18 protein-coding genes and 1 pseudogene are annotated in these 23,458 nt (G+C 68.6%); 9 read left to right on the top strand and 10 right to left on the bottom strand.

The features are described from left to right. Positions 1 to 7: 7 nt before the first annotated feature. Genes AB0L71_RS26700 through AB0L71_RS26710 form a run of 3 tightly spaced genes read right to left on the bottom strand, consistent with a single transcriptional unit; the run spans position 8 to position 2,821 of the window. A complete protein-coding gene (locus tag AB0L71_RS26700) occupies positions 8 to 919 on the bottom strand; it encodes an ABC transporter ATP-binding protein (protein ID WP_365247572.1) in 912 nt (303 codons plus the stop codon). Beyond that, positions 916 to 1,824 (bottom strand): ABC transporter permease, encoded by a 909-nt coding sequence (locus AB0L71_RS26705; protein ID WP_365247574.1) that lies wholly within the window; start codon positions 1,822 to 1,824, stop codon positions 916 to 918. The genes AB0L71_RS26700 and AB0L71_RS26705 overlap by 4 nt, the downstream gene beginning before the upstream one ends. Further along, positions 1,814 to 2,821, bottom strand: coding sequence for an ABC transporter ATP-binding protein (locus AB0L71_RS26710; RefSeq protein WP_365247645.1), 1,008 nt, complete (start codon positions 2,819 to 2,821; stop codon positions 1,814 to 1,816). The genes AB0L71_RS26705 and AB0L71_RS26710 overlap by 11 nt, the downstream gene beginning before the upstream one ends. Positions 2,822 to 3,145: 324 nt before the next feature. Here AB0L71_RS26710 and AB0L71_RS26715 point away from each other — a divergent pair, with 324 nt between their 5' ends. From AB0L71_RS26715 to AB0L71_RS26730, 4 genes are all read left to right on the top strand, one after another. Beyond that, positions 3,146 to 3,283, top strand: coding sequence for a hypothetical protein (locus AB0L71_RS26715; RefSeq protein ID WP_365247576.1), 138 nt, complete (start codon positions 3,146 to 3,148; stop codon positions 3,281 to 3,283). Continuing rightward, a complete protein-coding gene (locus AB0L71_RS26720; protein WP_365247578.1) occupies positions 3,280 to 5,061 on the top strand; it encodes an SDR family oxidoreductase in 1,782 nt (593 codons plus the stop codon). The genes AB0L71_RS26715 and AB0L71_RS26720 overlap by 4 nt, the downstream gene beginning before the upstream one ends. A 14-nt stretch (positions 5,062 to 5,075) precedes the next feature. Then, the gene (locus tag AB0L71_RS26725) at positions 5,076 to 6,059 is read left to right on the top strand and encodes a MerR family transcriptional regulator (RefSeq protein WP_365247580.1); all 984 of its coding nucleotides are present in this window, start codon (positions 5,076 to 5,078) and stop codon (positions 6,057 to 6,059) included. Between the two features lie 175 nt (positions 6,060 to 6,234). Further along, positions 6,235 to 6,777 (top strand): RNA 2'-phosphotransferase, encoded by a 543-nt coding sequence (locus tag AB0L71_RS26730; RefSeq protein WP_365247582.1) that lies wholly within the window; start codon positions 6,235 to 6,237, stop codon positions 6,775 to 6,777. A 62-nt stretch (positions 6,778 to 6,839) separates the two neighbouring features. On the opposite strand, the gene AB0L71_RS26735 is transcribed toward AB0L71_RS26730, so the two are convergent. Beyond that, complete coding sequence (locus AB0L71_RS26735) at positions 6,840 to 7,742, bottom strand: LLM class flavin-dependent oxidoreductase (RefSeq protein WP_365247584.1); 903 nt, start codon at positions 7,740 to 7,742, stop codon at positions 6,840 to 6,842. A gap of 176 nt (positions 7,743 to 7,918) precedes the next feature. On the opposite strand from AB0L71_RS26735, the gene AB0L71_RS26740 reads away from it, so the two are divergent. Further along, entirely contained in the window at positions 7,919 to 8,800 is an 882-nt protein-coding gene (locus AB0L71_RS26740; RefSeq protein WP_365247586.1) for a Cof-type HAD-IIB family hydrolase, read from the top strand. A 62-nt stretch (positions 8,801 to 8,862) separates the two neighbouring features. On the opposite strand, the gene AB0L71_RS26745 is transcribed toward AB0L71_RS26740, so the two are convergent. The 5 genes from AB0L71_RS26745 to hisC all read right to left on the bottom strand — a co-directional run bounded on the left by AB0L71_RS26745 (position 8,863) and on the right by hisC (position 18,105). Further along, complete coding sequence (locus AB0L71_RS26745; protein WP_365247588.1) at positions 8,863 to 10,569, bottom strand: GAF domain-containing protein; 1,707 nt, start codon at positions 10,567 to 10,569, stop codon at positions 8,863 to 8,865. A 57-nt stretch (positions 10,570 to 10,626) separates the two neighbouring features. Further along, the gene (gene cydD / locus AB0L71_RS26750) at positions 10,627 to 14,148 is read right to left on the bottom strand and encodes a thiol reductant ABC exporter subunit CydD (RefSeq protein ID WP_365247589.1); all 3,522 of its coding nucleotides are present in this window, start codon (positions 14,146 to 14,148) and stop codon (positions 10,627 to 10,629) included. A gap of 77 nt (positions 14,149 to 14,225) precedes the next feature. Next, positions 14,226 to 15,227 carry a cytochrome d ubiquinol oxidase subunit II gene (cydB, locus tag AB0L71_RS26755; RefSeq protein WP_365247591.1) on the bottom strand — a complete coding sequence of 334 codons (1,002 nt, stop codon included), beginning with the start codon at positions 15,225 to 15,227 and terminating at the stop codon, positions 14,226 to 14,228. An 18-nt stretch (positions 15,228 to 15,245) separates the two neighbouring features. Beyond that, positions 15,246 to 16,754: a cytochrome ubiquinol oxidase subunit I gene (locus tag AB0L71_RS26760; protein WP_365247593.1), complete on the bottom strand. Its 1,509-nt coding sequence runs from the start codon at positions 16,752 to 16,754 to the stop codon at positions 15,246 to 15,248. 271 nt (positions 16,755 to 17,025) lie between these two features. After that, positions 17,026 to 18,105, bottom strand: coding sequence for a histidinol-phosphate transaminase (hisC, locus tag AB0L71_RS26765; protein ID WP_365247595.1), 1,080 nt, complete (start codon positions 18,103 to 18,105; stop codon positions 17,026 to 17,028). A gap of 370 nt (positions 18,106 to 18,475) precedes the next feature. Here hisC and AB0L71_RS26770 point away from each other — a divergent pair, with 370 nt between their 5' ends. From AB0L71_RS26770 to AB0L71_RS26780, 3 genes are all read left to right on the top strand, one after another. Next, positions 18,476 to 19,588, top strand: a complete 1,113-nt coding sequence (locus AB0L71_RS26770) for a LacI family DNA-binding transcriptional regulator (RefSeq protein ID WP_365247597.1) — start codon at positions 18,476 to 18,478, stop codon at positions 19,586 to 19,588. A gap of 173 nt (positions 19,589 to 19,761) precedes the next feature. After that, positions 19,762 to 20,820 (top strand): metallophosphoesterase, encoded by a 1,059-nt coding sequence (locus tag AB0L71_RS26775; protein WP_365247599.1) that lies wholly within the window; start codon positions 19,762 to 19,764, stop codon positions 20,818 to 20,820. A gap of 182 nt (positions 20,821 to 21,002) precedes the next feature. Beyond that, entirely contained in the window at positions 21,003 to 21,818 is an 816-nt protein-coding gene (locus AB0L71_RS26780; protein WP_365247601.1) for a hypothetical protein, read from the top strand. A 14-nt stretch (positions 21,819 to 21,832) separates the two neighbouring features. On the opposite strand, the pseudogene AB0L71_RS26785 reads toward AB0L71_RS26780, so the two are convergent. Further along, positions 21,833 to 22,089: pseudogene (locus tag AB0L71_RS26785) on the bottom strand (phosphomethylpyrimidine synthase ThiC); the annotation flags it as partial. Positions 22,090 to 22,115: 26 nt separating this feature from the next. On the opposite strand from AB0L71_RS26785, the gene AB0L71_RS26790 reads away from it, so the two are divergent. Next, positions 22,116 to 23,438 carry a YibE/F family protein gene (locus AB0L71_RS26790; RefSeq protein ID WP_365247603.1) on the top strand — a complete coding sequence of 441 codons (1,323 nt, stop codon included), beginning with the start codon at positions 22,116 to 22,118 and terminating at the stop codon, positions 23,436 to 23,438. Positions 23,439 to 23,458 lie beyond the last annotated feature (20 nt).

Here is a 23,458-nt window from a genome sequence, read left to right on the forward strand (position 1 = left end):
CCACTACTCAGGCCGCTACGAGATAGGAAAAGACCGATTCGAGGGACTCGTCGGACGGTGAAACGGTCAGAAGACGAATTCCGTGCTCGCGTGCGACCACCGGCAGCAGCTCGGTGAAGCGTCCGAAGTCGACCGCCTGGATACGCAGGGCCCGTTCGCCCAGATCCACCTCGATACCGGCGGTCGACGGATCGGCGATGAGCGCGGCGGCGAGGGCGCGGTCGTCGCTGGAGCGTACGAGGTAGCGGTGCGGTCGGTCCGTCATCAGCCGACGGATCTTACGGAAGTCACCGGACGCCGCATGCCGTCCCGCCACGATCACCTCGATGTGCGAGGCGAGTTGTTCGACCTCTTCGAGGATGTGGGAGGAGAAGAGCACGGTACGGCCCTCGGCCCCCATCCGTCGCAACAGCTCCATCAGTTGCATCCGCTGACGCGGGTCCATTCCGTTGAACGGCTCGTCGAGCAGCAGCACCGACGGCTCGTGGACCAGGGCGGACGCCATCTTCACGCGCTGGCGCATGCCCTTGCTGTACGTCGAGATCCTGCGGTCCTGTGCGTACTCCATCTCGACCGTGGCCAGTGCCTTCCGCGCCGCCGCTTCGTCGAGTCCCTGCAGTTCCGCATTGGCGACGACGAATTCGCGGCCGGTCAGGAAGTCGTACATCCCTTCGCGTTCCGGCACGATGCCGATCTCCTTGTACACCGCTTCGTTCCGCCAGATCGGCTGTCCGTCGAGCGTCACGGTGCCGGTCGACGGGGCGAGGAAGCCCGCCATCATGTTGATCAGCGTGGACTTCCCCGCGCCGTTGGGGCCGAGCAGGCCGGTCACCCCCGGCTCCACCGTCATGCTCACGTCGTTGACGGCGACCACATTGCCGAACCAGCGCGAGGTGTGTTCGATCTCGATGGTGGTCACAGCCCGGCCTTCCGGTAGCGGCGCATCAGTACGGCGTACGAGCCGACGACGAGCGCGAGAACAACGATCAGATACACCACGCCGGCCCCGGTCCCCGGACCTTCCCCGCCGGGGAAGGACGAACGGGCCCCGAGGAACGCGGTCTGAACACCGCCGATGAGCGTGATGGGAGAGAAGAGACCCAGCCATGCGACGGCCCCCTCCGCACCCGTCTGCCAGGCAATGGCCTGAACCGTGGAGGTGGCTCCGTAGGAGATGGTCAGGACGGCGATCACCGCGGCGACGCCGAAGCCGCGGCGCGGTGTCAGCGCGGCCATCACCAGACCCAGCCCGGCGAAGAGCACGGAGAGCAGCGCCACCGACACCAGTCCCTGTCCGAATCCCTTGGTCTGCTCGGCGAAGCCGAACTTCCCTAGCAGTGCGCCCACGTAGAGGATGACGAGCGGCACCCCGGTGAGGATGAAGAGGGCGGACGCCATGGCTGCCAGCTTCGCCACCACGTAGTCGACCCGCTCGATCGGACGCGAGAAGTACAGCGGCACACTCTTGAAACGCAGATCGCGGGAGACCGATTGGGGTGCCTGCGAGGCGAGGAAGAGACCGATGACGGCCTGCAGATAGATCGCGAAGGCCGTGTACTTGATCGGCAGGTCCGTGGAACCCGGTGTCGTGACGGATACCGCGACGATGATCGCCGCGACGATGCACATCACCCCGGACAGCAGCATGGGCAGCACCTTGGACTTCGCGGAACGGCCGAGTCCGAAGGAACCCCGCAGGGACTGCGAGTAGAGCGACCGCCGCGCATAGCCGCGCCCGAGCCGCGTGCCGTCGTAGGCGCGGTAGCCGATGTTGTGGATCCGGGAGGTCTCGCTCCCGCTCATGGCCCCGGTCTCAGTGCTCATCGCGGGCGCTCCCCTTCTGCGGTACGGCCCCGGAGGCCGCGGCCACGGTCTGCCCGGCGGCTGCGGTCTGTCCGGCGGCTGGGGGCTGCGGTTCCCCGTCGGCTCGGAAGACCTCGGCGATGTGATGGCGTCGCTGCTCCATCCGTACGAGCCCGAGCCCGAGCCCGGCGACACTGTCGCGCACGATGTCGTAGGTCTCCTCGCCGGGCGCCTCGATCAGCAGGATGTGGCCCGCACCGGGCAGTCCCTGCGCGTCGAGCCCGTCCTGGCCCACGAGTTCGACGCCGGCCCGGACGAGGGCCTGGCGCAGCGCGGCGGTGCCGTCCGGGTGGGTGTCGCTGTCGGTGACCTCGACCGCGAGGGTGGCCGTGGTCCGGGTGAAGTCGCTGGTGGAGCTGGAGCGCAGCAGGCTGCCGCCGTCGATGACGACGACATGGTCGCAGGTGCGTTCCAGCTCGCCCAGGAGGTGCGAGGTGACCAGCACCGAGATCCCGAAGTCCGTGTACACGCGGCGGATCAGCCCGAGCATGTCGTCGCGGCCGACCGGGTCGAGGCCGTTCGTCGGCTCGTCGAGCAGGACCAGTTGCGGGTCGTGGACCAGGGCCTGGGCCAGTTTCACGCGTTGTTTCATGCCGGTCGAATAGCCGCCGATGGGGCGGTAGCGCTCCTCGTACAGACCGACGTGGCGCAGCGTGTCGGCGGTCCGCTCGCGCGCTGCCGACGGTGGCAGTCCGGACATCCGCGCCATGTGTACGACGAACTCGGTGGCCGAGACGTCCGGCGGCAGACAGTCGTGTTCGGGCATGTACCCGACCCGTTCCCGGATGGCGGCACCGTGCGTGGCGACGTCCAGTCCGAGCACCGCGGCCCGGCCCTCGGTGGCCGGGGACAGCCCCAGAAGGATCTTGATCAAGGTGGACTTGCCGGCCCCGTTGGACCCCACCAGGCCGGTCACACCGGGCCCGATGTCCAAGGAGAGCCGGTCAAGCGCGGTCACCCGGGGGTACCGCTTGCTCAGGCTTTCGGTCGCGATCACAGTCACGTACTCGAACGTAGTGGTGCGAGCCACACCGGTCGTCAACCCAGGCGGCTGGATCCGCATCAGACTCCAGACGTACGAACCCGTAGGGGGCCACCGTCAAGGAGGACCCTCGAGGAGGGGCCCGCGCCCCCGGGGGTGAGAGCCTCCCGGATCCGGGTGAAGGCTCCCGGAGTTGTCCACAGGTCCCGCACACCCCTTGACGCAGCCGTCGGGCATTGTCACATTCATCGATGTCACGTTATGAACACGTACCGCTGCGCGCAGGGAACGGACGGTGGCATGACCTCGACAGTGAAGGACGAACGGGCCCCGGAGCTGCGGCAGTTCAAAGAGGCGCAACGGCTCGCGTACGACTGCACCGAAGCGGTTGATCCGCCGCATGCGCGGCACCGGGCCGAGGAGAGGGTTGCGGCATGAGCCTGCAGAGTCTTCCGGGAGCGCGCGAGCGCCGGGTGCGTACGGGCGGAATCGATCTCTGTGTCGCCGAGTTGGGCGACACGGAACGACCGACGATCGTCCTGGTGCACGGCTACCCGGACAGCAAGGAGGTCTGGGCGGACGTGGCGGCCCGACTGGCCGACCGGTGGCACGTCGTGCTGTACGACGTACGCGGGCACGGCCGGTCCACCGCACCGAAACCTCTGCGCGGCGGCTTCACCCTGGAGAAGCTCACCGATGACTTCCTGGCCGTCGCCGATGCGGTGAGCCCGGACCGGCCGGTGCATCTGGTCGGGCACGACTGGGGATCGGTCCAGTCCTGGGAGTTCGTCACGGTCGAAAGGACCGAGGGCCGGATCGCCTCGTTCACGTCGATATCCGGGCCTTCCCTGGACCATTTCGGGCACTGGATCAAGCAGCGGCTGACTCGTCCCACCCCGCGCCGGGTCGGCCAGTTGCTCGGCCAGGGAGCCAAGTCCTGGTACATCTACCTGCTGCATACGCCGGTCCTGCCCGAGCTCGCCTGGCGCGGCCCGCTCGGCAGACGATGGCCCGGCATTCTCCAGAGGCTGGAGAAGGTGCCCGCGGACAGCTACCCGACGTCGTCCCTGCCCGACGACGCGGCCCACGGGGCCTGGCTCTACCGCGACAACATCCGGGCCCGGTTGCGCAGACCGCGCACCGACGCCCATGCGCATGTACCGGTCCAGCTCATCACCCCGACCGATGACGCCTTCCTTTCGCAGATGCTGTACGACCAACTTGAGCGATGGACACCGCAGTTGGTGCGCCGCACCCTGCCGGCCAAGCACTGGGTGCCACGGAGCAGACCGGACCTGATCACCTCCTGGATCAGCGAGTTCGCCGCAGCAAACGAGACGGCCCAAGAGAGCGGCCGGCCGGTGCAGGACACCGCACCGGCCGGAGCGTACGCGGACCGGTTCGGCGGACAGCTGGTCCTGGTGACGGGTGCCGCGGCCGGCATCGGACGGGCCACCGCTTTCGCATTCGCCGAGGCGGGCGCCCGCGTGGTGGCCGTGGACCGGGATGCGGAGGGGGCGGCCAGAACGGCCGAGATGGCCCGGTTGATCGGCTCCCCGGTGGCCTGGGCCGAAACAGTCGACGTCAGCGACGAACAGGCGATGGAGAAGCTCGCCGAGAAGGTCGCCGCCGAGTACGGCATCGTCGACGTCCTGGTCAACAACGCGGGAATCGGCCTGTCCGGCTCCTTCCTGGAGACCACGAGCGAGGACTGGAGGAAGGTCCTCGACATCAATCTGTGGGGTGTCATCCACGGCTGCCGGATCTTCGGCAAGCAGATGGCCGATCGGGGTCAGGGCGGCCATATCGTCAACACGGCTTCCGCCGCCGCCTATCAGCCGTCCCGGGCACTGCCCGCGTACAGCACATCCAAGGCGGCCGTGCTGATGCTCAGCGAGTGCCTGCGGGCCGAGCTCGCCGACCGCTCGATCGGGGTCAGCGCGATCTGCCCGGGCATCATCAACACGAACATCACCGCGACCGCGCACTTCGCCGGTGCCGACGCCGCGGAGGAGGAACGCCTGCGGAACCGGGCCGGCCGGCTGTACGGGCTGCGCAACTATCCGCCGGAGAAGGTCGCCGAAGCGATCCTCAGGGCGGTGGTACGCAACCAGGCCGTCGTACCGGTGACGCCGGAGGCCCGCGGCGCCCGCTTCCTGTCCCGGTTCAGTCCTGGTGCGCTGCGCCGGATCGCCCGGCTGAAGCCGCCGCTGTGAGCGGTGACGACGCTGTGAGCGATGCCACCGCTGTAAGCGGTCAGGGGCCGTCGTCGGCAGCAGGCCGGTTCACCGCCGAGTACCGGATCGAGGATCTGGCTCATGCGAGCGGTACCACGGTCCGCACGATCCGCGCCTACCAGGACCGCGGCCTGCTGCCGACGCCGGAGCGCCGCGGCCGGGCCAATGTGTACCGGGACACCCACCTCGCCCGGCTCCGGCAGATCGCCGACCTGCTGGATCGCGGCTACACCTTGGCGAGCATCAAGGAACTCCTGGATGCCTGGGACACGGGTCGCGGACTGGCCGGGGTACTCGGGTTGGTCGCCGAGGTACACGGGCCCAGGGCCGATGACCAGGGCGACCGGACCAGCCGGGCCGAGCTGATCAGCAAATTCGGCGACGTCCCGGACGACGGGGCCATCGCCGACGTGGTGGAGCTCGGCGCACTCGCTCCCCTAGCGGGACGGGACGACGAGTTCTTGGTGGTGGATCGTCACGAGCTTGCTGTAGCCGCCGCGTTGCATGCCGCTTACCCCTCTCCCGGGGCAAGCCCGCGCCACCTGAGGGACGTTCACGAACATATGGAACAGATCACCTCTTCTTTCGTGCAGTTGATCACGGAACATGTCTTCACGCGCTGTTTCGGGAATCCCCCTGCGACGCACCCGGATACCGCGGACACAGCCACGGCGGTGTGCAGACCGTGCCCACTCTCACAGCAGCCGGTCGACGCAGAACTGACCTGCGCGATAAAGATGTTGGTCATGCGCCACCTGCTTCACCATGACCGTTCGGATACGTCGGCTCTTTCGACAGAATCGCCATCCATGACACCCACAGTGGATATCCCGCTGAGGACAATTCAGTCCATACAGAGTCTGGTTGGTGCAGACAACATCTCTTCCTTCGTCGCAGCAGCCGCAGAACGAGAGGTGCAGTCCAGGACATTGGACGCACTCGCTCCATCCGGCAATGAAACCAGTCAAGTTACCTAAATCGTTTGATTATTCGGTAACTTGTCCACAGAATTATCAACCACACTGTGGATAACCGGTGTTGGCTGTGGATCAAACCCCTGAAAGGAAGTTGCTGGAGCGAATATAATTAGCCATAGTAAATCGAGGTGAAATCCGGATGCACGCGAGCGACCGCTGTGGGCACTCTGACGGGATGGACGAAAGACGTACCGTGAAGGTGTCCAAATACCTCTCGAAACACCTGCGACACCAGCCGGAGCGGATCGGCATCACGCTCGACGCCAGCGGCTGGGTGGCGATCGACGACCTGCTGCGCGCCACGGCCCTTCACCACTTCCCCCTCACCCGGACCGAGCTCGATCACGTCGTCGCGGTGAACGACAAGCAGCGTTTCGCCATCGAGGACGGCCGCATCCGTGCGAGCCAGGGCCACACCGTCCCGGTCGACCTCGCCCTTCCGCCGGCCGAGCCGCCCGCATTCCTCTACCACGGCACGGTGGGTGGCGCGCTGGACGCGATCCGCAGCGAGGGCCTGCGTCCCATGAACCGCACGCACGTCCATCTCTCGCCCGACCGCGCCACCGCGACCAGAGTCGGCGCCCGGCGCGGGCGCCCCGTCGTCCTGTCGGTGGACGCGGCCGCGATGCACCGCGCGGGACACACCTTCTACGTCAGTGCCAACGGCGTCTGGCTCACCGCGGCCGTTCCGCCCGCGTTCCTGCGCTTTCGCGACTGATCCCGGAATCGGTCCCGGACTCGGTCCCGGACTCGGTCCCGCCACATCGGGCGGTGACGAATTCAGCCGAGCTGGGCGACGGCCTCGGTGGCGATCTTCTCGAAGACGGCCTGATCGGCGGCGAAGTCCGAGTCGGCGATCGGCCAGTGGATCACGATCTCGGTGAATCCGAGGTCGTGATGGCGTCCCGCGAAGTCCACGAAGGCGTCCACGGACTCCAGCGGGCGGCCCCGGTCAGGGGTGAAACCGGTCAGCAGGATCTTGTCCAGCTCGGCCACGTCCCGGCCGACCTCCGCACACGTCTTGCCGAGCTTCTCGACCTGGCCGCGCAGGGCCGCCACCGACTGCTCCGGGGTCCCCTCCTCGTAGAGCTTCGGGTCGCCGGTCGTCACCCACGCCTGCCCGTGCCGAGCGGCCAGCTTGAGCCCGCGCGGGCCGGTTGCCGCCACCGCGAACGGCAGCCGGGGCCGCTGGACGCAGCCGGGGATGTTCCGAGCCTCCTCCGCCGTGTAGAAGTCGCCCTGCTGCGAGACGGCACCCTCGGTGAGGAGCCGGTCGAGCAGCGGCACGAACTCGCCGAACCGGTCCGCCCGCTCCTTCGGGGTCCATGCCTCCTGGCCGAGCGCTGTGGCGTCGAAACCGTTGCCTCCGGCGCCGATGCCGAGGGTGATCCGTCCGCCGGAGATGTCGTCGAGCGAGATCAGCTCCTTGGCCAACGTCACGGGGTGCCTGAAATTGGGCGACGTGACGAGGGTGCCCAGGCGCAGGCGGTCCGTGGCGGTGGCGGCGGCGGTGAGAGTGGGCAGGGCGCCGAACCAGGGGCCGTCGCGGAAGGTCCGCCAGGACAGGTGGTCGTAGGTGTACGCGGCGTGGAAGCCGAGTTCCTCGGCACGCTGCCACTTGGCGCGGCCTCCGTGGTGCCAGCGGTCGACGGGCAGGATCACGGTGCTCAGGCGCAGGCTCATACCGACGAGCGTACGTCCGGCCGACGACAGCCGACGTCTCGTCGACCAGGGTGCTGCCGTCGGTTCGCGCTGGGCACTGACATATGCGTTCGGCATGTTTCCCGCTCAGGTGGCGTGCAGTCTCATGTGTGCGCCCCTCTGCACGCCCGTGCGCTTTCGTACGCGAGAATGTCCGTGTGACCTCAGCTACCGACTCGCCTTCGCCTGCCGCGCCCCGGCTGATCGCCACCGACCTGGACGGCACGCTGCTGCGCGACGACAAGACCGTCTCGGACCGTACGATCGCCGCGCTCGCCGCCGCCGAGGAAGCCGGGATCGAGGTCTTCTTCGTCACCGGGCGCCCGGCCCGATGGATGGATGTCGTCAGCGACCATGTCCACGGCCACGGCCTGGCGATCTGCGCGAACGGAGCCGCGGTCGCGGATCTGCACGCGGACGGCAAGCTGGTCAAGGTCCGTCCGCTGGAGCGCACCATCGCCCTCGATGTCGTGCACACCCTGCGCACGGCCGCCCCCGGCACGTCCTTCGCCGTGGAACTGGCCACCGGCATCCACTACGAACCGGCCTACCCGCCCTTCCACCTGGACCCCGGTGCCACCATCGCCCTCGCCGAGAAGCTGCTCCACGAGGAGACGCCGGACGGCGGCGCCCCCGTACTGAAGCTCCTCGCCCACCACACCGAACTGGCCCCGGACGACTTCCTCGCCCTCTCCCGCACGGCCGCCGGCGACCGGGCCTCCTTCACCCGGTCCAGCCCCACGGCCCTGCTGGAAGTCAGTGGCCCCGGTGTCTCCAAGGCCAGCACCCTGGCACTCTGCTGCGCCGAGCGCGGCATCTCACCCGCCGAGGTCGTCGCCTTCGGCGACATGCCCAACGACGTGGAGATGCTGCGGTGGGCGGGCACGTCGTACGCGATGGGCAACGCCCATCCGGCCGCGATCGCCGCCGCCTCGGGCCGGACCGAAAGCAACGGCGACGACGGTGTCGCGGTGGTCATCGAACGGATTCTCGCCGAGCGCCGGACGAACGGCCCTGCTCGCCGGGACCTGATCCCGTAGCCCGTGCTGTCGGGCCCATGTCCGCCCGGGCACTGACCGGGGCAGTGGCTGTGCCCCCGTTCTCAGATCGGCGCCTCCCACACCACCGTCGTACCTCCGCCGTCCTCCCCGATACCGGGCCCGAACCAGCTCGCGCCGCCGAGCGATTCCGCCCGGCGCGCCAGGTTCCGGAGCCCGCTGCGCCGACCGTCCTCCGGGATGCCCACCCCGTCGTCGGCGACCGACAGACGTACCGCTTGCCTCCCGTCGGGCAGCGTGAGCGTCGTGTCGACGACCACATCGATCGACGACGCGTCGGCATGCCGGAAGGCATTGGACAGCGCTTCCCGCAGCGCGGCGATCAGGTTCTTGGCGGTCAGCTCGCCGACCAGCGAGTCGACCGGGCCGAGGAAGCGGTGCGAGGGTTTGAAACCCAGCGGGACCGCCGCCATGTTGATCTCACGCAGCACGCGGGTGCGCAGCCCCGACGGCGCCTCGGTCGGCTCCTGCTGCAACGCGAAGATCGCGGTACGGATCTCCTGGATGGTCACGTCCAGTTCGTCCACCGCCCGGCCGACCCCGGTCTGCACCTCGGGCACGACCGACCGGCGCTGGGCGCTCTCCAGCATCATCCCGGTGGCGAACAACCGCTGGATGACCAGGTCGTGCAGATCGCGCGCGATCCGGTCGCGATCCTCGTACACCGCGAGCCGTTCCCGGTCGCGCTGCGCCTCGGCCATCATCAGCGCGAGTGCGGCCTGCGAGGCGAATTGGGTGGCCAGGGTGCGTTCCATCTCCGTGAACGGTTTCCCGCCCCGGGCGCGGGGGGTCGCGAGCGCACCCAGCACCCGGCCCCCGCTGCGCAGGGGCAGCAGCATGCTGGGCCCGTACCGGCCGGCCAGCGCGGTGCCCGTGCGGGGATCGGTGGCCGAGTCGTCCACGAAGACCGCCTCGCCGCCCAGCAACTGCGCCACCACCGGGCTCTTCGGCCCGAAGACCGCCCCGAGCTGACCGGACGGGTCGTCCGCGGAGACGGCGACGATCTCCAGGCCGCCCTCCTCGGTCGGCAGCAGCACGACTCCGGCGGCGGAGCCGGCGAGATGACGGGCCTGCTCGGCCACGACGGCGAGCGCGTCATCGGCGTCCCCGCCGGAGAGCAGCGCGGTGGTCACGGCCACCGAGCCGTCGATCCACCGCTCGCGCTGGCGTGCCGCCTCGTACAGCCGGGCATTGCCGATGGCGATCCCGGCCTCCGTGGCGAGCACCCGCACCATGTGCAGGTCGTAGTCGCTGAACTCGGCCCCGCCGTTCTTCTCGGTCAGGTAGAGATTCCCGAAGACCTCCCCCTGGACCCGGATCGGAACACCGAGAAAGGTGCGCATCGGAGGATGGCCGGGCGGGAATCCGGCGGACCTCGGATCGGCCGTCAGATCGGCGAGCTTCACGGGTACCGGATCATGGATCAGCGCACCGAGCAGCCCCCGGTGGCCGTCGGGCCGGCGGCCGATCTCCCGTGCCACCTCGTCCGGGACCCCGTGCGTGACGAAATCGGAGAGCCCCTCCCCCTCCTGGTCGACGACACCGATCGCGGCATACCGGCAGTGGGCGAGCTCGGCCGCCGTCTCACATATCCGGTCGAGCGTGGAGTGCAGTTCGAGACCCGTGCCGATGGAGCGCATGGCCTCCAGCAGCTGCGGTACGCGGGCCGTCAGATCGGTGGACAGGCCCTGCAGGCTGCGGGTGGCCCGTGTCGCGGCTTCGATCGAGTCCTTCGGGTCCTGCTCTGACATACCCCGAGACTAGTTAGTACCTATTCATCAGGAAAGTCGGATATCGCACCGTGCGACTCACGCCCGCACGACCACCGTTCCCCCGGCCACCCGCGCAGTCTCCCGCTCCCGCTCCAACATCTGACGCAACGGCCCTTCCGCTGCCGCGAGATCGGCGTACGGTCCCTGCTGCACGACCCGGCCGGCGTCCAGCACCACCACCTCGTCGACGGCTTCGAGCCCTTGCAGACGGTGGGTGATCAGCACCGTCGTCCGGCCCCGGGTGGCGTCCAGCAGGTCCGCGGTCAGGGCGTCGGCGGTCGCCGGATCGAGATGTTCCGCCGGCTCGTCCAGAACGAGTACGGGGAAGTCGGCGAGGATCGCCCGGGCCAGGGCGAGACGTTGGCGCTGACCGCCCGAGAGACGTGCCCCGTGTTCGCCGACGAGGGTGTCGAGCCCGTCGGGCAGCGCCTCGACCCAGTCGAGCAACCGTGCCCGGTCGAGGGCGCCGCGCAGTTCGTCGTCGGTGGCACCGGTGCGGGCCAGCCGCAGGTTCTCCCGGATGGAACTGTCGAAGACATGGGCATCCTGCGCGCACAGTCCGACGAACTGCCGGACCGTGTCCCCCTTCAGCGCACCGGCGTCGACACCGCCGATCCGGTACGTCCCCGCCCGTGCGTCCAGGAAGCGCAACAGAACCTGCGCGAGAGTCGTCTTCCCGGACCCGGAGGGCCCGACCACGGCGATGCGCCGGCCGGCCGTCAGCATCAGGTCGACGGACTCCAGGGCATCCCGCTCCGCTCCCGCGTACCGGGCCGACAGCCCTCGTACCTCCAGCGGGAAGGGCGATACGGGCGTCTCGGCCGGGCTCTCCGGTTCGTTCACCGGCAACGGGGCGTCCAGCACCTCGTACACCCGCTCCGCGCTCCGCTTGGCCCGCTGCCGGTACTGCACGGCCGACGGCAGTCCGGTCACGGCCTCGAAGGCGGCCAGCGGGGTCAGCACCACGACCGCGAGCTCCACGCCCGCGAGCCGCCCGTCGCGCACGGCGGGGAGGGCGACGAGCGCGGTGGCGATGACGGTGAGACCGCCGATCAGGGCGATGAGGCCGCCGCCGAGTGCGGTGGCGGTGGCCGCACGAGCCGCGATACGGGTCAGAACACCGTCGGCCTCGCGGGTCCGCTCCGACCGGCCGGGCAGAGCGCCCGCAACGGTCAGTTCGGCCGTTCCGCCCAGCAGATCCGTGATCCGGGTGGCCAGATCGGCACGGGCGGGAGCCAGTTGGCGTTCGGTGTAGCGGGAGCAGGCGCTGCTGACCAGGGGTACTCCCACTCCGGCCAACAGCAGTCCGGCAGCCAGCACGGCACCTGCCGCCGGCAGCAGCCAGCCGATGAATCCGGCAGTCACCGCCCCCACCACGACAGCGGTTCCGGCCGGCAGCAGCCAGCGCAGCCAGTAGTCCTGGAGGGCATCGACATCGGCGACGAGCCGGGAGAGCAGATCCCCGCGCCGGGTCCGGCGCAGACCGGCCGGCGCGATGCGCTCCAGTCCCCGGTAGACCGAGACCCGCAGATCGGCCAGCATCTTGAGCACGGCGTCGTGCGACACCAGGCGTTCGGCGTACCGGAACACGGCCCGGCCGAGACCGAAGGCACGGGTCGCGGTCACGGCGACCATCAGATAGAGCACCGGGGGCTGCTCGGAGGCACGGGAGATCAGCCAGCCGGAGACGGCCATGAGTCCGACGGCCGAACCCAGGGCGAGGCTGCCGAGCAGCAGCGCGAGGGCCAGTTGTCCGCGCTGTGTCCCTGCGGCCTCCCTGACCCGGGCGAGGACGTGCCCCCGGCGGGTCACGGCGTTCCGCTGCGGGGCCCCGGGCTCCGGCGACGCGTCATGCGCGTGGTCGGCGGTGCCCACCGGCCGGGGCGCCATGGCGGCCGGCTCGGGCCGCTCCGATCGGGGTGTCACGTCCGATCCCAGGGCCACCACCCGGTCGGCCACCGAGAGCAGTGCCGGACGGTGCACGACCAGCAGCACGGTCCGTCCCGCCGCCAGCCTCCGCACCGCCTCGACGATGCCCGCCTCCGTCTCGCCGTCCAGGCTCGCGGTCGGCTCGTCGAGCAGCAGCAGCGGCCGGTCGGCGAGGAAGGCCCGCGCAAGTGCGAGGCGCTGGCGCTGACCGGCGGAGATGCCCGCGCCGTCCTCACCGAGACGGGTGTGCACACCGTCCGGCAGCTCCGTCACGAAGTCGTACGCCCCCGCGTCCCGGAGCGCCGCCGTCACCGCTCCTTCGTCCGCGTCCGGCCGGGCCAGTCGTACGTTCTCCGCGATCGTGCCGGCGAAGAGGTAGGGGCGCTGCGGCACCCAGGCGATCCGTTCCCGCCAGCGCTCGGGCGCCAGCGTCGCGAGATCGACGCCGCCGACCCGCACCCGTCCCTCGTCGGGTGCCGTGAAGCCCAGCACCACGTCGAGCAGCGTGGACTTGCCCACGCCGCTCGGGCCGACCAGCGCAACGGTCTCGCCTTCGTCCACCACCAACGAGGCCCGGTCCAGCGAAGGTTCGGTACGGCCCTCGTTCCGTACGGTCACCTCGTCCAGCTCCAGTCGCAGCGACGCCGGGACGTCCGCGGTGCCGCCGGGCCGGGGTTCGGTCTCCAGGACCGAGAAGATCTCCTCCGCGGCCGCGAGCCCTTCGGCGGCCGCGTGGTACTGCGCACCGACCTGACGGATCGGCAGATAGGCCTCCGGCGCCAGGATCAGCACCACCAGGCCGGTGTAGAGGTCGAGTTCGCCGTGCACCAGCCTCATGCCGATGGTGACGGCGACGAGGGCCACCGAGAGAGTTGCCAGCAGTTCCAGGGCGAAGGACGACAGAAACGCGATCCGCAGGGTTCGCATCGTGGCCCGCCGGTACTGCGAGGTGATGGTCCGGATGGACTCGGCCTGCGCCTTGGCCCGGCCGAAGACCTTCAGCGTCGGCAGTCCGGCGACCACGTCGAGGAAGTGCCCGGAGAGCCTGGACAGCAGCCGCCACTGGCGGTCCATCCGCGACTGGGTGGCCCAGCCGATCAGGATCATGAAGAGCGGGATGAGCGGCAGCGTGACCACGATGATCGCGGCCGAGACCCAGTCCTCGGTGACGATCCGGGCCAGGACCGCCACGGGAACGACCACCGCCAGCCCGAGCTGTGGCAGATAACGCGCGAAGTAGTCGTCGAGCGCGTCGACGCCACGGGTGGCGAGCGTCACCAGGGATCCGGTACGCCGTCCGCTCAGCCAGCCGGGCCCGAGCGCCGCGGCCCGGTCCAGGAGCCGGCCGCGGAGTTCGGACTTGACCGCCGCGCTGGCCCGGTACGCGGCCAGTTCGGTCAGCCAGGAGACCAGCGCCCGGCCGAGCGCGACGCCCACGAGCAGGACCAGCGGGGTCCGCAGTCCGGAGGCGGTCAGCCCGTCCTCGAACCCGCCCACCACCACTTCGGCGATGAGCATGGCCTGGGCGATGACCAGAGCCGCCCCGACGACGCCCAGGGCCACCACGGCTGCCAGGAAGAAACGGGTGGCACGGGCGTGACGGAGCAGGCGCGGGTCGATCGGTTTCACGTGAAACGTCCCCCAGTCAGTTCGTTCGGCGGGCCAGGGCCTGTCCGGTGGTCCGTGGCCGGACAGGCCCGGTGCGTTCAGTGCGCTTCGGCGATGTGCTGCGTCCCGATGCGCTTGCGGAACACCCAGTACGTCCAGCCCTGGTACAGGAGGACGAGGGGGGTCGCGATGCCCGCACACCACGTCATGATCTTCAGCGTGTACGGGGTGGACGAGGCGTTGGTGACCGTGAGGCTCCAGGCGTCGTTCAGCGAGGACGGCATGACGTTCGGGAAGAGCGCCAGGAAGAGCATCGCGACCGCCGCCGCGATGGTCACCCCGGAGAGCGCGAACGACCAGCCCTCACGCCCTGCCGCGACAGCGGCGATCGCGCCGACCAGCGCCACCGCGGCAATGATCATTGCCAGCAGGCTCCCGTTGTCGCCGGTGTCGATCTGGGTCCAGATCAGAAAAGCGAGTGCGAGCACCGCGGTGACCGGCCCCAGCTTGAGCGCCAGCTTGCGCGCCCGTTCCCGGATGTCCCCGACGGTCTTGAGCCCCGCGAACACGGCACCGTGGAAGGTGAAGAGGCAGAGCGTGACCAGTCCGCCGAGGAGGGCGTACGGGTTGAGCAGATCCCAGAAAGTGCCCACGTACTCCATGTCGGCATCGATCTTCACGCCGCGCACGATGTTCCCGAAGGCCACACCCCAGAGCAGGGCCGGGATCAGCGAGGTCCAGAAGATCGCGTGTTCCCAGTTGGTCTGCCATCGGTCCTCGGACCGCTTCGCCCGGTACTCGAAGGCGACGCCCCGGACGATCAGGCAGCCCAGGATGATCAGCAGCGGCAGATAGAAACCGGAGAACAGAGTCGCGTACCACTCGGGGAACGCGGCGAAGGTCGCACCGCCCGCTGTGAGCAGCCACACCTCGTTGCCGTCCCAGACGGGTCCGATCGTGTTGATCAGTACCCGCCGCTCCTTGCGGTCGCGGGCCAGCAGCTTGGTGAGGACACCGATCCCGAAGTCGAATCCCTCCAGGAAGAAGTAGCCGATCCAGAGGACGGCGATGAGCACGAACCAGACGTCGTGGAGTTCCATCTCTCAGCTCCTCTGCTCTCAGTACGAGAAGGCCATCGGCCGGTCGGCGTCTTCGTGGTCGCCGCCGATCCTGGTGGGCGGGTTGAGGTCGGCCTCCGTGAGTTCCGGCGGTCCTGCCTTGATGTACTTCACGAGCAGTTTGACCTCGATCACCGCGAGTACGGCGTAGAGCAGCGTGAAGCCGATCATCGAGGTGAGCACCTCGGCCTGGGAGACGCCCGGGGAGACGGCGTCGCGGGTCTGGAACACGCCGTAGACGACCCAGGGCTGGCGGCCCATCTCGGTGAAGATCCAGCCCCAGGAGTTGGCGATCAGCGGGAAGAGCAGGGTCCAGAGCGAGAGGATCCAGTAGCACTTGGCGAACTTCGGGCTGAGGGCCTTGTTCTTGAAGAGCACCAGATGGGGCACCTCGTCCTCACCGGTCCGCAGCCCCGGCGGCAGCATGAACTTCTTCCGCGTCAGCCACAGGCCGAGGATGCCGAGGGCGAAGGACGCCATCCCGAAACCGATCATCCAGCGGAAGCTCCAGAAGGCCACCGGGATGTTGGGACGGTAGTCACCGGGGCCGAACTTCTCCTGCTCGGCCTTGTTGATGTCGTTGATACCGGGGACATACGAGGTGAAGCTGTCGTCCGCGAGGAAGGACAGCACCCCCGGGATGGAGATCTCCACGGTGTTGTGCCCCTTGGACACATCGCCGACCGCGAAGATCGAGAAGGGTGCGGCGTCCTGGCCCTCCCAGAGCGCCTCGGCGGCAGCCATCTTCATCGGCTGCTGCTTGAACATGACCTTGCCCAGCTGGTCACCGCTGACGGCGGTGAGAAGCCCGGAGATCACCACGGTGACCAGGCCGAGCCGCAGCGAGGTCCGCATCACCGGGATGTGCTTCTTGCGCGCCAGGTGGAAGGCGGCGATGCCCACCATGAACGCGCCTCCGACCAGGAAGGCGGCGGTGATGGTGTGGAAGAACTGGGCGAGTGCGGTGTTCTGGGTGAGCACGTGCCAGAAGTCGGTGAGCTCGGCCCGGCCCCGCTCCTCGTTGATCCGGTATCCGACCGGGTGCTGCATCCAGGAGTTGGCCGCCAGGATGAAGTAGGCGGAGAGCACGGTCCCGATGGAGACCATCCAGATGCAGGCGAGATGGATCTTCTTCGGCAGCCTGTCCCAGCCGAAGATCCACAGCCCGATGAAGGTGGATTCGAAGAAGAAGGCGATCAGCGCCTCGAACGCCAGCGGGGCACCGAAGATGTCACCGACGAACCGCGAGTAGTCCGACCAGTTCATGCCGAACTGGAACTCCTGGACGATGCCGGTGACGACGCCCATGGCTATGTTGATCAGAAAAAGCTTGCCCCAGAACTTCGTCGCCCTGAGGTACTTCTCCTTGTTGGTCCGCACCCAGGCGGTCTGCAGGCCGGCCGTGAGCGCGGCGAGCGAGATCGTGAGGGGGACGAACAGGAAGTGGTAGACGGTGGTGATCCCGAACTGCCATCGCGCCAGAGTCTCTGGCGCCAGAGCAAGCTCCACGTCTTCTCCTTACGTCGCCGTAGTCGCACCGGCATTTTGCCCGTTAAATCCGACTAATCACGGGAGGAAACGGGACACGCTTGTGAACGCGTTCACATTCACAAGAAAAATTATGGCGCACAGACTTTCGGGATCTTCGGGCGGGGTCCCCCCTCTTGAGACGTTCCGACCGATCCACCCCGAAGCAGACACCCTGCCCAGAGCCCGGACGCAGAGGGCCCCGTACCTCGACCGACGAGGTACGGGGCCCAGGGCCCGCAGGAGCGTGCCGCTACAGCACTCTGCGGTACGACTCCGCCACCTTCAGGAACAGGTCGTTCGCCTCGTCCTCGCCGATCGACACCCGCACCCCCTCACCCGCGAACGGCCTGACCACCACGCCGGCCCGCTCGCACACCGCGGCGAAGTCGGCAGTACGGTCGCCGAGCCGCAGCCAGACGAAGTTCGCCTGGGACTCCGGGACGGTCCAGCCCTGTTCCGCCAGCGCCCGCTGCACCCTCTCGCGCTCACACACCAAGGAGCCCACCCGCCCAAGGAGTTCATCCTCGGCACGCAGCGAGGCGACCGCCGCGTCCTGCGCGAGCTGACTGACCCCGAAGGGCACCGCCGTCTTGCGCAGTGCGGCGGCCACCGGTTCGTGGGCCACCGCGAAACCGATCCGCAGACCGGCCAGGCCATACGCCTTGGAGAACGTCCGCAGCACCGCGACGTTGGGCCGGTCCCGGTAGATCTCGATGCCGTCCGGCACCTCGACGTCGCGAATGAACTCCTTGTACGCCTCGTCGAGCACCACCAGGACATCACCCGGCACCCGGTCCAGGAACCGCTCCAGCTCGGCCCGGCGCACCACGGTGCCGGTCGGGTTGTTCGGATTGCAGACGAAGATCATCCGGGTGCGGTCGGTGATCGCGTCCGCCATCGCATCGAGGTCGTGCACCTCGCCGTCGGTCAGCGGGACCTTCACCGACGTCGCGCCACTGACCTGCGTGATGATCGGATACGCCTCGAAGGAACGCCAGGCGTAGATGACCTCGTCGCCCGGCCCCGAGGTGGCCTGGAGCAGCTGCTGCGCCACACCGACCGATCCGGTCCCGGTGGCGAGATGCGAGACGGGCACACCGAAACGGTCGGCCAGCTCGTTCATCAGACCGGTGCAGGCCATGTCCGGGTAGCGGTTGAAGTTCGCGGCCGCGGCCAGGGCGGACTCCATCACGCCGGGCAGCGGCGGATACGGGTTCTCGTTGGAGGACAGCTTGAACGCGACCGGTCCGTCGGCGGCAGCCGGCTTGCCCGGTACATAGGCAGGGACGCCGTCCAGCTCGGCGCGCAGCTTGGGGCTCGTCTCGCTCACCGCAGGTCCTCCTCGAGCGTCTGTACACATCAATACTGCTCACCTTATGAGGATTGGGTGCAGCTGCGTATGGCCGGAGCGTCCAATCGTCCGATGCGACCGGGAATGGGGGGAGCTTTTCTCTCCCTGTCGTGCGCTGGTGGCTCACTCCGTGGCGCGCGTCCCTCGAAGAGGTGAGATGAGATCTCTTCGAAACATCGGCCATTGAGCAGGCCCAACGAGTTCGATGCATGAAACATTGCGGCATGACCCGCCAACACCCTTTTATTGCAAGGCATTTGACGCACTCTGATCATGCAGTAACGTGCCTGCCGACGAGTGAATATGCGACCAGGCCAACCTCCCGTGCGAGCCCTACTATCGGCTCGCCATGACAGCAGCAGGGAAGCACCAGGTGAGCCGGACGGAGACACCCCGGCGCGGCGGCCGGCAGGGACGAGCGGGAATCCGGGATGTGGCCGCCGCCGCCGGGGTCTCCATCACGACCGTCTCCGACGCGCTCAACGGCAAGGGCAGGCTCCCGGACGCCACCCGCCGCCATGTCCGCGAGGTCGCAGAGCGCCTGGGCTACCGCCCTTCCGCCGCGGCCCGAACCCTCCGTACCGGCAAGTCCGGCCTCATCGGCCTGACCGTGACGACCTACGGGGACGAACCCTTCACCTTCACCGAATTCGCCTATTTCGCCGAAATGGCCAGAGCGGCCACCTCCGCCGCCCTCGCCCGCGGCTACGCCCTCGTCATCCTGCCTGCCACCTCACAGCACGACGTCTGGTCGAACGTCGCCCTCGACGGCACCGTCGTGGTCGACCCCTCCGACCAGGACCCGGTCGTGACGGACCTGGCCCGTCAAGGGCTGCCCGTCGTCTCGGACGGGCGGCCTGCCGGAACCCTCCCGGTCACCGCCTGGGTGGACAACGACCACCGGGCGGCCGTGCTCGACCTCCTCGACCATCTCGCGGCCGCCGGGGCCCGCCGCATCGGCCTGCTCACCGGGACGACCACCGACACGTACACCCGGCTCTCCACCACCGCGTACCTTCACTGGTGCGAGCGCGTGGGCCAGGACCCGGTGTACGAGTCCTACCCCGCCCACGACCCGTGCGCGGGTGCGGTCGCCGCCGACCGGCTGCTCGCCCGCCCGGACCGGCCCGACGCCGTCTACGGACTCTTCGACCCCAACGGCACCGATCTGCTGGCGGCCGCCCGCCGCTACGGCCTGCGCGTGCCCGAGGACCTGCTGCTGGTCTGCTGCAGCGAGTCCACCGTGTACGCGACGACCGAGCCACCCATCACCACGCTCTCGCTCAAACCGCGCAGAATCGGCACTGCGGTCGTCCAGCTTCTGATCGACGCCATCGAAGGCGTCGATCACGACGGACCGGTGGAACAGGTCGTACCGACGGAGCTCATCGTCCGGACGTCCTCGCAACGCCGACCGCCCCGCACCACGATCAGCGCGCCACGGTCCCCCACCGGGGATTGATCAGGCGATTTCGGACCAAACGGCCGGTGAACGCGACGTGCGCCGGGATTCACCACCCCTGGTGCGTCACACAGCACGATTCGCATTCCTATGATGGGCGCACGACACCGCGGACCGCCCCGACCAGCAGGGCCCGTCAGGTGTACGGCGGCGCGACGGTGGTGGAGGGGTCGATGACACAGGGGGCCGGTCAGGAACCCGTGGTGCGGACTGCGACATTGCGCGACTTCCGCGTGCCACCCTACGCACAGACTCCGGTGCCGCCTTCACCGCCGCACCCGGGCAACGCCGTTCCGGAGAACGAGCTGCCCGAGGGGTACACACCCACCGCGCGCGACCTCCCCGTGATCAACCGCGGCGACACCCTCCAGGTGCGGGCCGTCCCCGACCCGCGACGCGTACCGGAACCCGAGCTGGGACCGCTGTACGTGGTCGGCGACGTCCATGGCTACCTGGACGAGCTCCGCGCCGCCCTCGCCGAGCAGGGCCTCATCGACGCCGAGGACCACTGGTCCGCGGGCAATGCCCGGCTCTGGTTCCTCGGCGACTTCACCGACCGGGGGCCCGACGGTATCGGTGTCATCGACCTCGTGATGCGCCTGTCCGCCGAGGCCGCGGCCGCCGGCGGGTACTGCAAGGCGCTGATGGGCAATCACGAACTGCTGCTCATCGGTGCCAAACGGTTCGGCGACACCCCGGTGAACTCCGGTGCGGGCACCGCCACCTTCCAGGCCGCCTGGCTGCTCAACGGCGGCCAGAAGAACGACATGGAGCGCCTTCAGGACGTCCACCTCCAGTGGATGTCCCGGCTCGATGCGATCGTCGAGCAGGACGGGCACCTGCTGCTGCACTCCGACACGACCGCATACCTCGAGTACGGCACCACCATCGAGGACGTCAACGACACCGTGCACGCCATCCTCACGCGCAACGACGCCGATGAGTGCTGGGACCTCTTCCGGAAACTGACCAAGCGGTTCGCCTTCCGCGACGAGGCGGGACCGCAGGCCGTCCGGGAGCTGCTGGCGGCCTACGGCGGACAGCGCATCGTCCATGGTCACAGCCCCATTCCGTATCTGCTCGGCGAGGTCGGATCGGAGGACGGAGAGGACAGCTCCGGCCCCGTGGTCGAAGGCCCGCACGTGTACGCGGACGGGCTCGCCATCGCCATGGACGGCGGAGTGACCATGGCCGGAAAGCTACTGGTCGCCCAACTTCCCCTGCATGAATGACATTCTTCTGGGCAGAGGCATCCACGACCTGACAGCGCCGAACACTGGGCCAATTTCCGGAAACCCCCTGTCACCTCGTGCCGTGAGCGCTCTACCATCGGCGTATCAGTAGCAGGCTCTCCTCCGTTTCCGCCCAACTGCCCGGTTCTGGTGGGCATTCAGGCCCTACGGAGCATCGGGGGATGCACATGAACAGCGCTCCGCACCTGCTGGCCGAGGATCGTCCCGAGTACGAGCGGATCCTCGACGACGCACTGCGTCACGCCCATGAACGACCGGATCTGGCCGCGGTCGGCGAGCGTCTCAACGCCGTGCAGTTGCGCACCATGGCACTGGACGCCACGGCGCTGATCACCGCGACGGCCGCCACCGAGTACCGGCACTATGTCAAAGCCCGCGAAGAGCTGCGCGTACCCACCGAGGAGGCGGGCGAGGACTCGGGCTCCGGCGTGGGCGCCTCGCGCCAGTCCGGAGCCGGCATAGGAGCGGTCATCACGGTCCTGACGCCCGTTCTGGCCGGAACCGCCGCGTTCATATTCCTGCTCGCCGGATACCTGCTGAAGCTGCTCGCTCCGCCACCGTCCTTCGCCTCCACCATGGTCACCGCGGGCTGGTTCTTCGCGGCTGTCATGGCAGCCGCCATCCTGGCCGCGGCCATCGGCCTGCTCGTCACCGCGCTGCGCAACGGATCGGCACAGCCCGTCGAGGACACCGAGGCCGAGTTGCCGGAGGATGTCGCGCGCGCCAGAGAGGCATGGCGTCACGCCCTGCTGGAACGCGGCATACTGCCGTTCCTGCGGGAGGCGCTCGCCGACCCCGGGGCCGGTCCGGCAGCGCGAGCACCGGAGCGTTCGGCGAACCGCATCCCGAAGGTCGGCTACACCCCACCGGACTTCTCCAGCCCCGACCAGGGCCCTGCGGCAGGCCCCCGCCCGACCTTCACCAGCCCCGACTTCACCAGTCCCGACTTCGGCGGCCCCGAGCACGAACCGGACTGATCACACACTCGTCTGCGCAGAACACACTCACGGGTGGTGTGAAGGTTGCGACCGGTGGACAGATCCATGACCGTGTCGGCGCCCAGCGCGTCGCACCTGTCATCTTCTCCACCTCCTCCTCGATGGAGGACATCACCGCGGAGTTGCCGATGTCGGCATTCACCTTCACCAGGAACCGCTTGCCGCTGATCACCGCTCGATCCCGCGGTGGTTGACTGTGACCGGCAGCCCGGCCCAGCCTGCGGCGATCTCCCTCGCGCACCACTTCGGGTACGGCATTGTTGCGATGATCGGCCGGTGACGACCTCTCGTACCGCGCCCGAACCCAAGAACCATCAGCAGGGCCATGCCCACAGTCATGGCCCTGCCGCGCCCGTCTCCACACATCTGCGCAGGGTCATCGCAGCCGTGCTGATCCCGTTCGCCGCCGCGGTCGTCGTCGGCCTGGTGGTGCTCTGGCCCGGGGGCGCGCCTTCGCACGAGCGGTCCGGTGTCGGCTTCGATCAGCAAACCCGGCAGGGAAAGGTGGTGAAGGTCTCCTCGGTGGACTGCAAGGACGTGAATGCCGCCCAGACCCCCGTCAGCGGCACGGCCACCCCGTCGTCCGGGAACGGAGATCATCTGTGCGAGAAGGCCACGATCGAAGTGACATCCGGTCAGGACAAGGGGCGGACCTTCGTCGAGATCGTCCAGCCCGACGCTCCTCGCCAATTGCGCGAAGGGCAGGGCGTCGTCGTGGCGTACGCCCCGGACGCGCCCCTCGATCTGCAGTATTCGGTGACGGATGTGAACCGGAAGGTTCCGATGACGCTACTGGCCGGGGTCTTCGCCCTGGTCGTGATAGCGGTGGGCAGGATACGCGGGGTGATGGCACTGGTCGCTCTCGCCGTCTCGTTCGCCGCGCTGACCCTGTTCATCCTCCCGGCCGTCCTCCAGGGATCGAATCCACTGCTCGTCGCGGTGGTCGGGGCCAGTGCGATCATGCTGATCGCCCTCTACATGTGTCACGGCGTGACGGCCCGCACCTCGGTCGCGGTGCTCGGCACACTGGTCTCGCTGCTGCTGATCGGGCTGCTGGGATCGCTTTTCATCGGCTGGGCGAACCTGACCGGCAACACCGACGACAACACCGGGCTCATTCACGGCCTCTATCCGCACATCGACATGAGCGGCCTGCTGCTGGCGGGTGTCATCATCGGATCGCTCGGGGTACTCGACGATGTGACGGTCACCCAGACGTCGGCGGTCTGGGAACTGCACCAGGCGAACCCGACGATGGGTGTTCGGGGGCTCTACCGAGCAGGCATCAGGATCGGGCGCGACCACATCGCCTCGGTCGTCAATACGCTGGTGCTCGCCTACGCGGGCGCCGCACTGCCGTTGTTGCTGCTGTTCTCGGTCGCCCAGAGCAGCATGGGGACAGTGGCCAACAGCGAACTGGTGGCGGAGGAGATCGTACGAACGCTGGTCGGTTCGATCGGACTGGTCGCCTCGGTGCCGGTGACGACAGTGCTCGCTGCCCTGGTCGTCTCCGCGGACCGTACAGGGGTCGGCGCGGAAGCCGGAGCTTCAGCACCCGTACGGACCGGGAGGGGACGTCGTCGCAGGACGAAGCCCTGAACGCCTCTGCACAGAGAGCG

This window comes from Streptomyces sp. NPDC052052 (assembly GCF_040680455.1).
GTDB lineage: Bacteria > Actinomycetota > Actinomycetes > Streptomycetales > Streptomycetaceae > Streptomyces.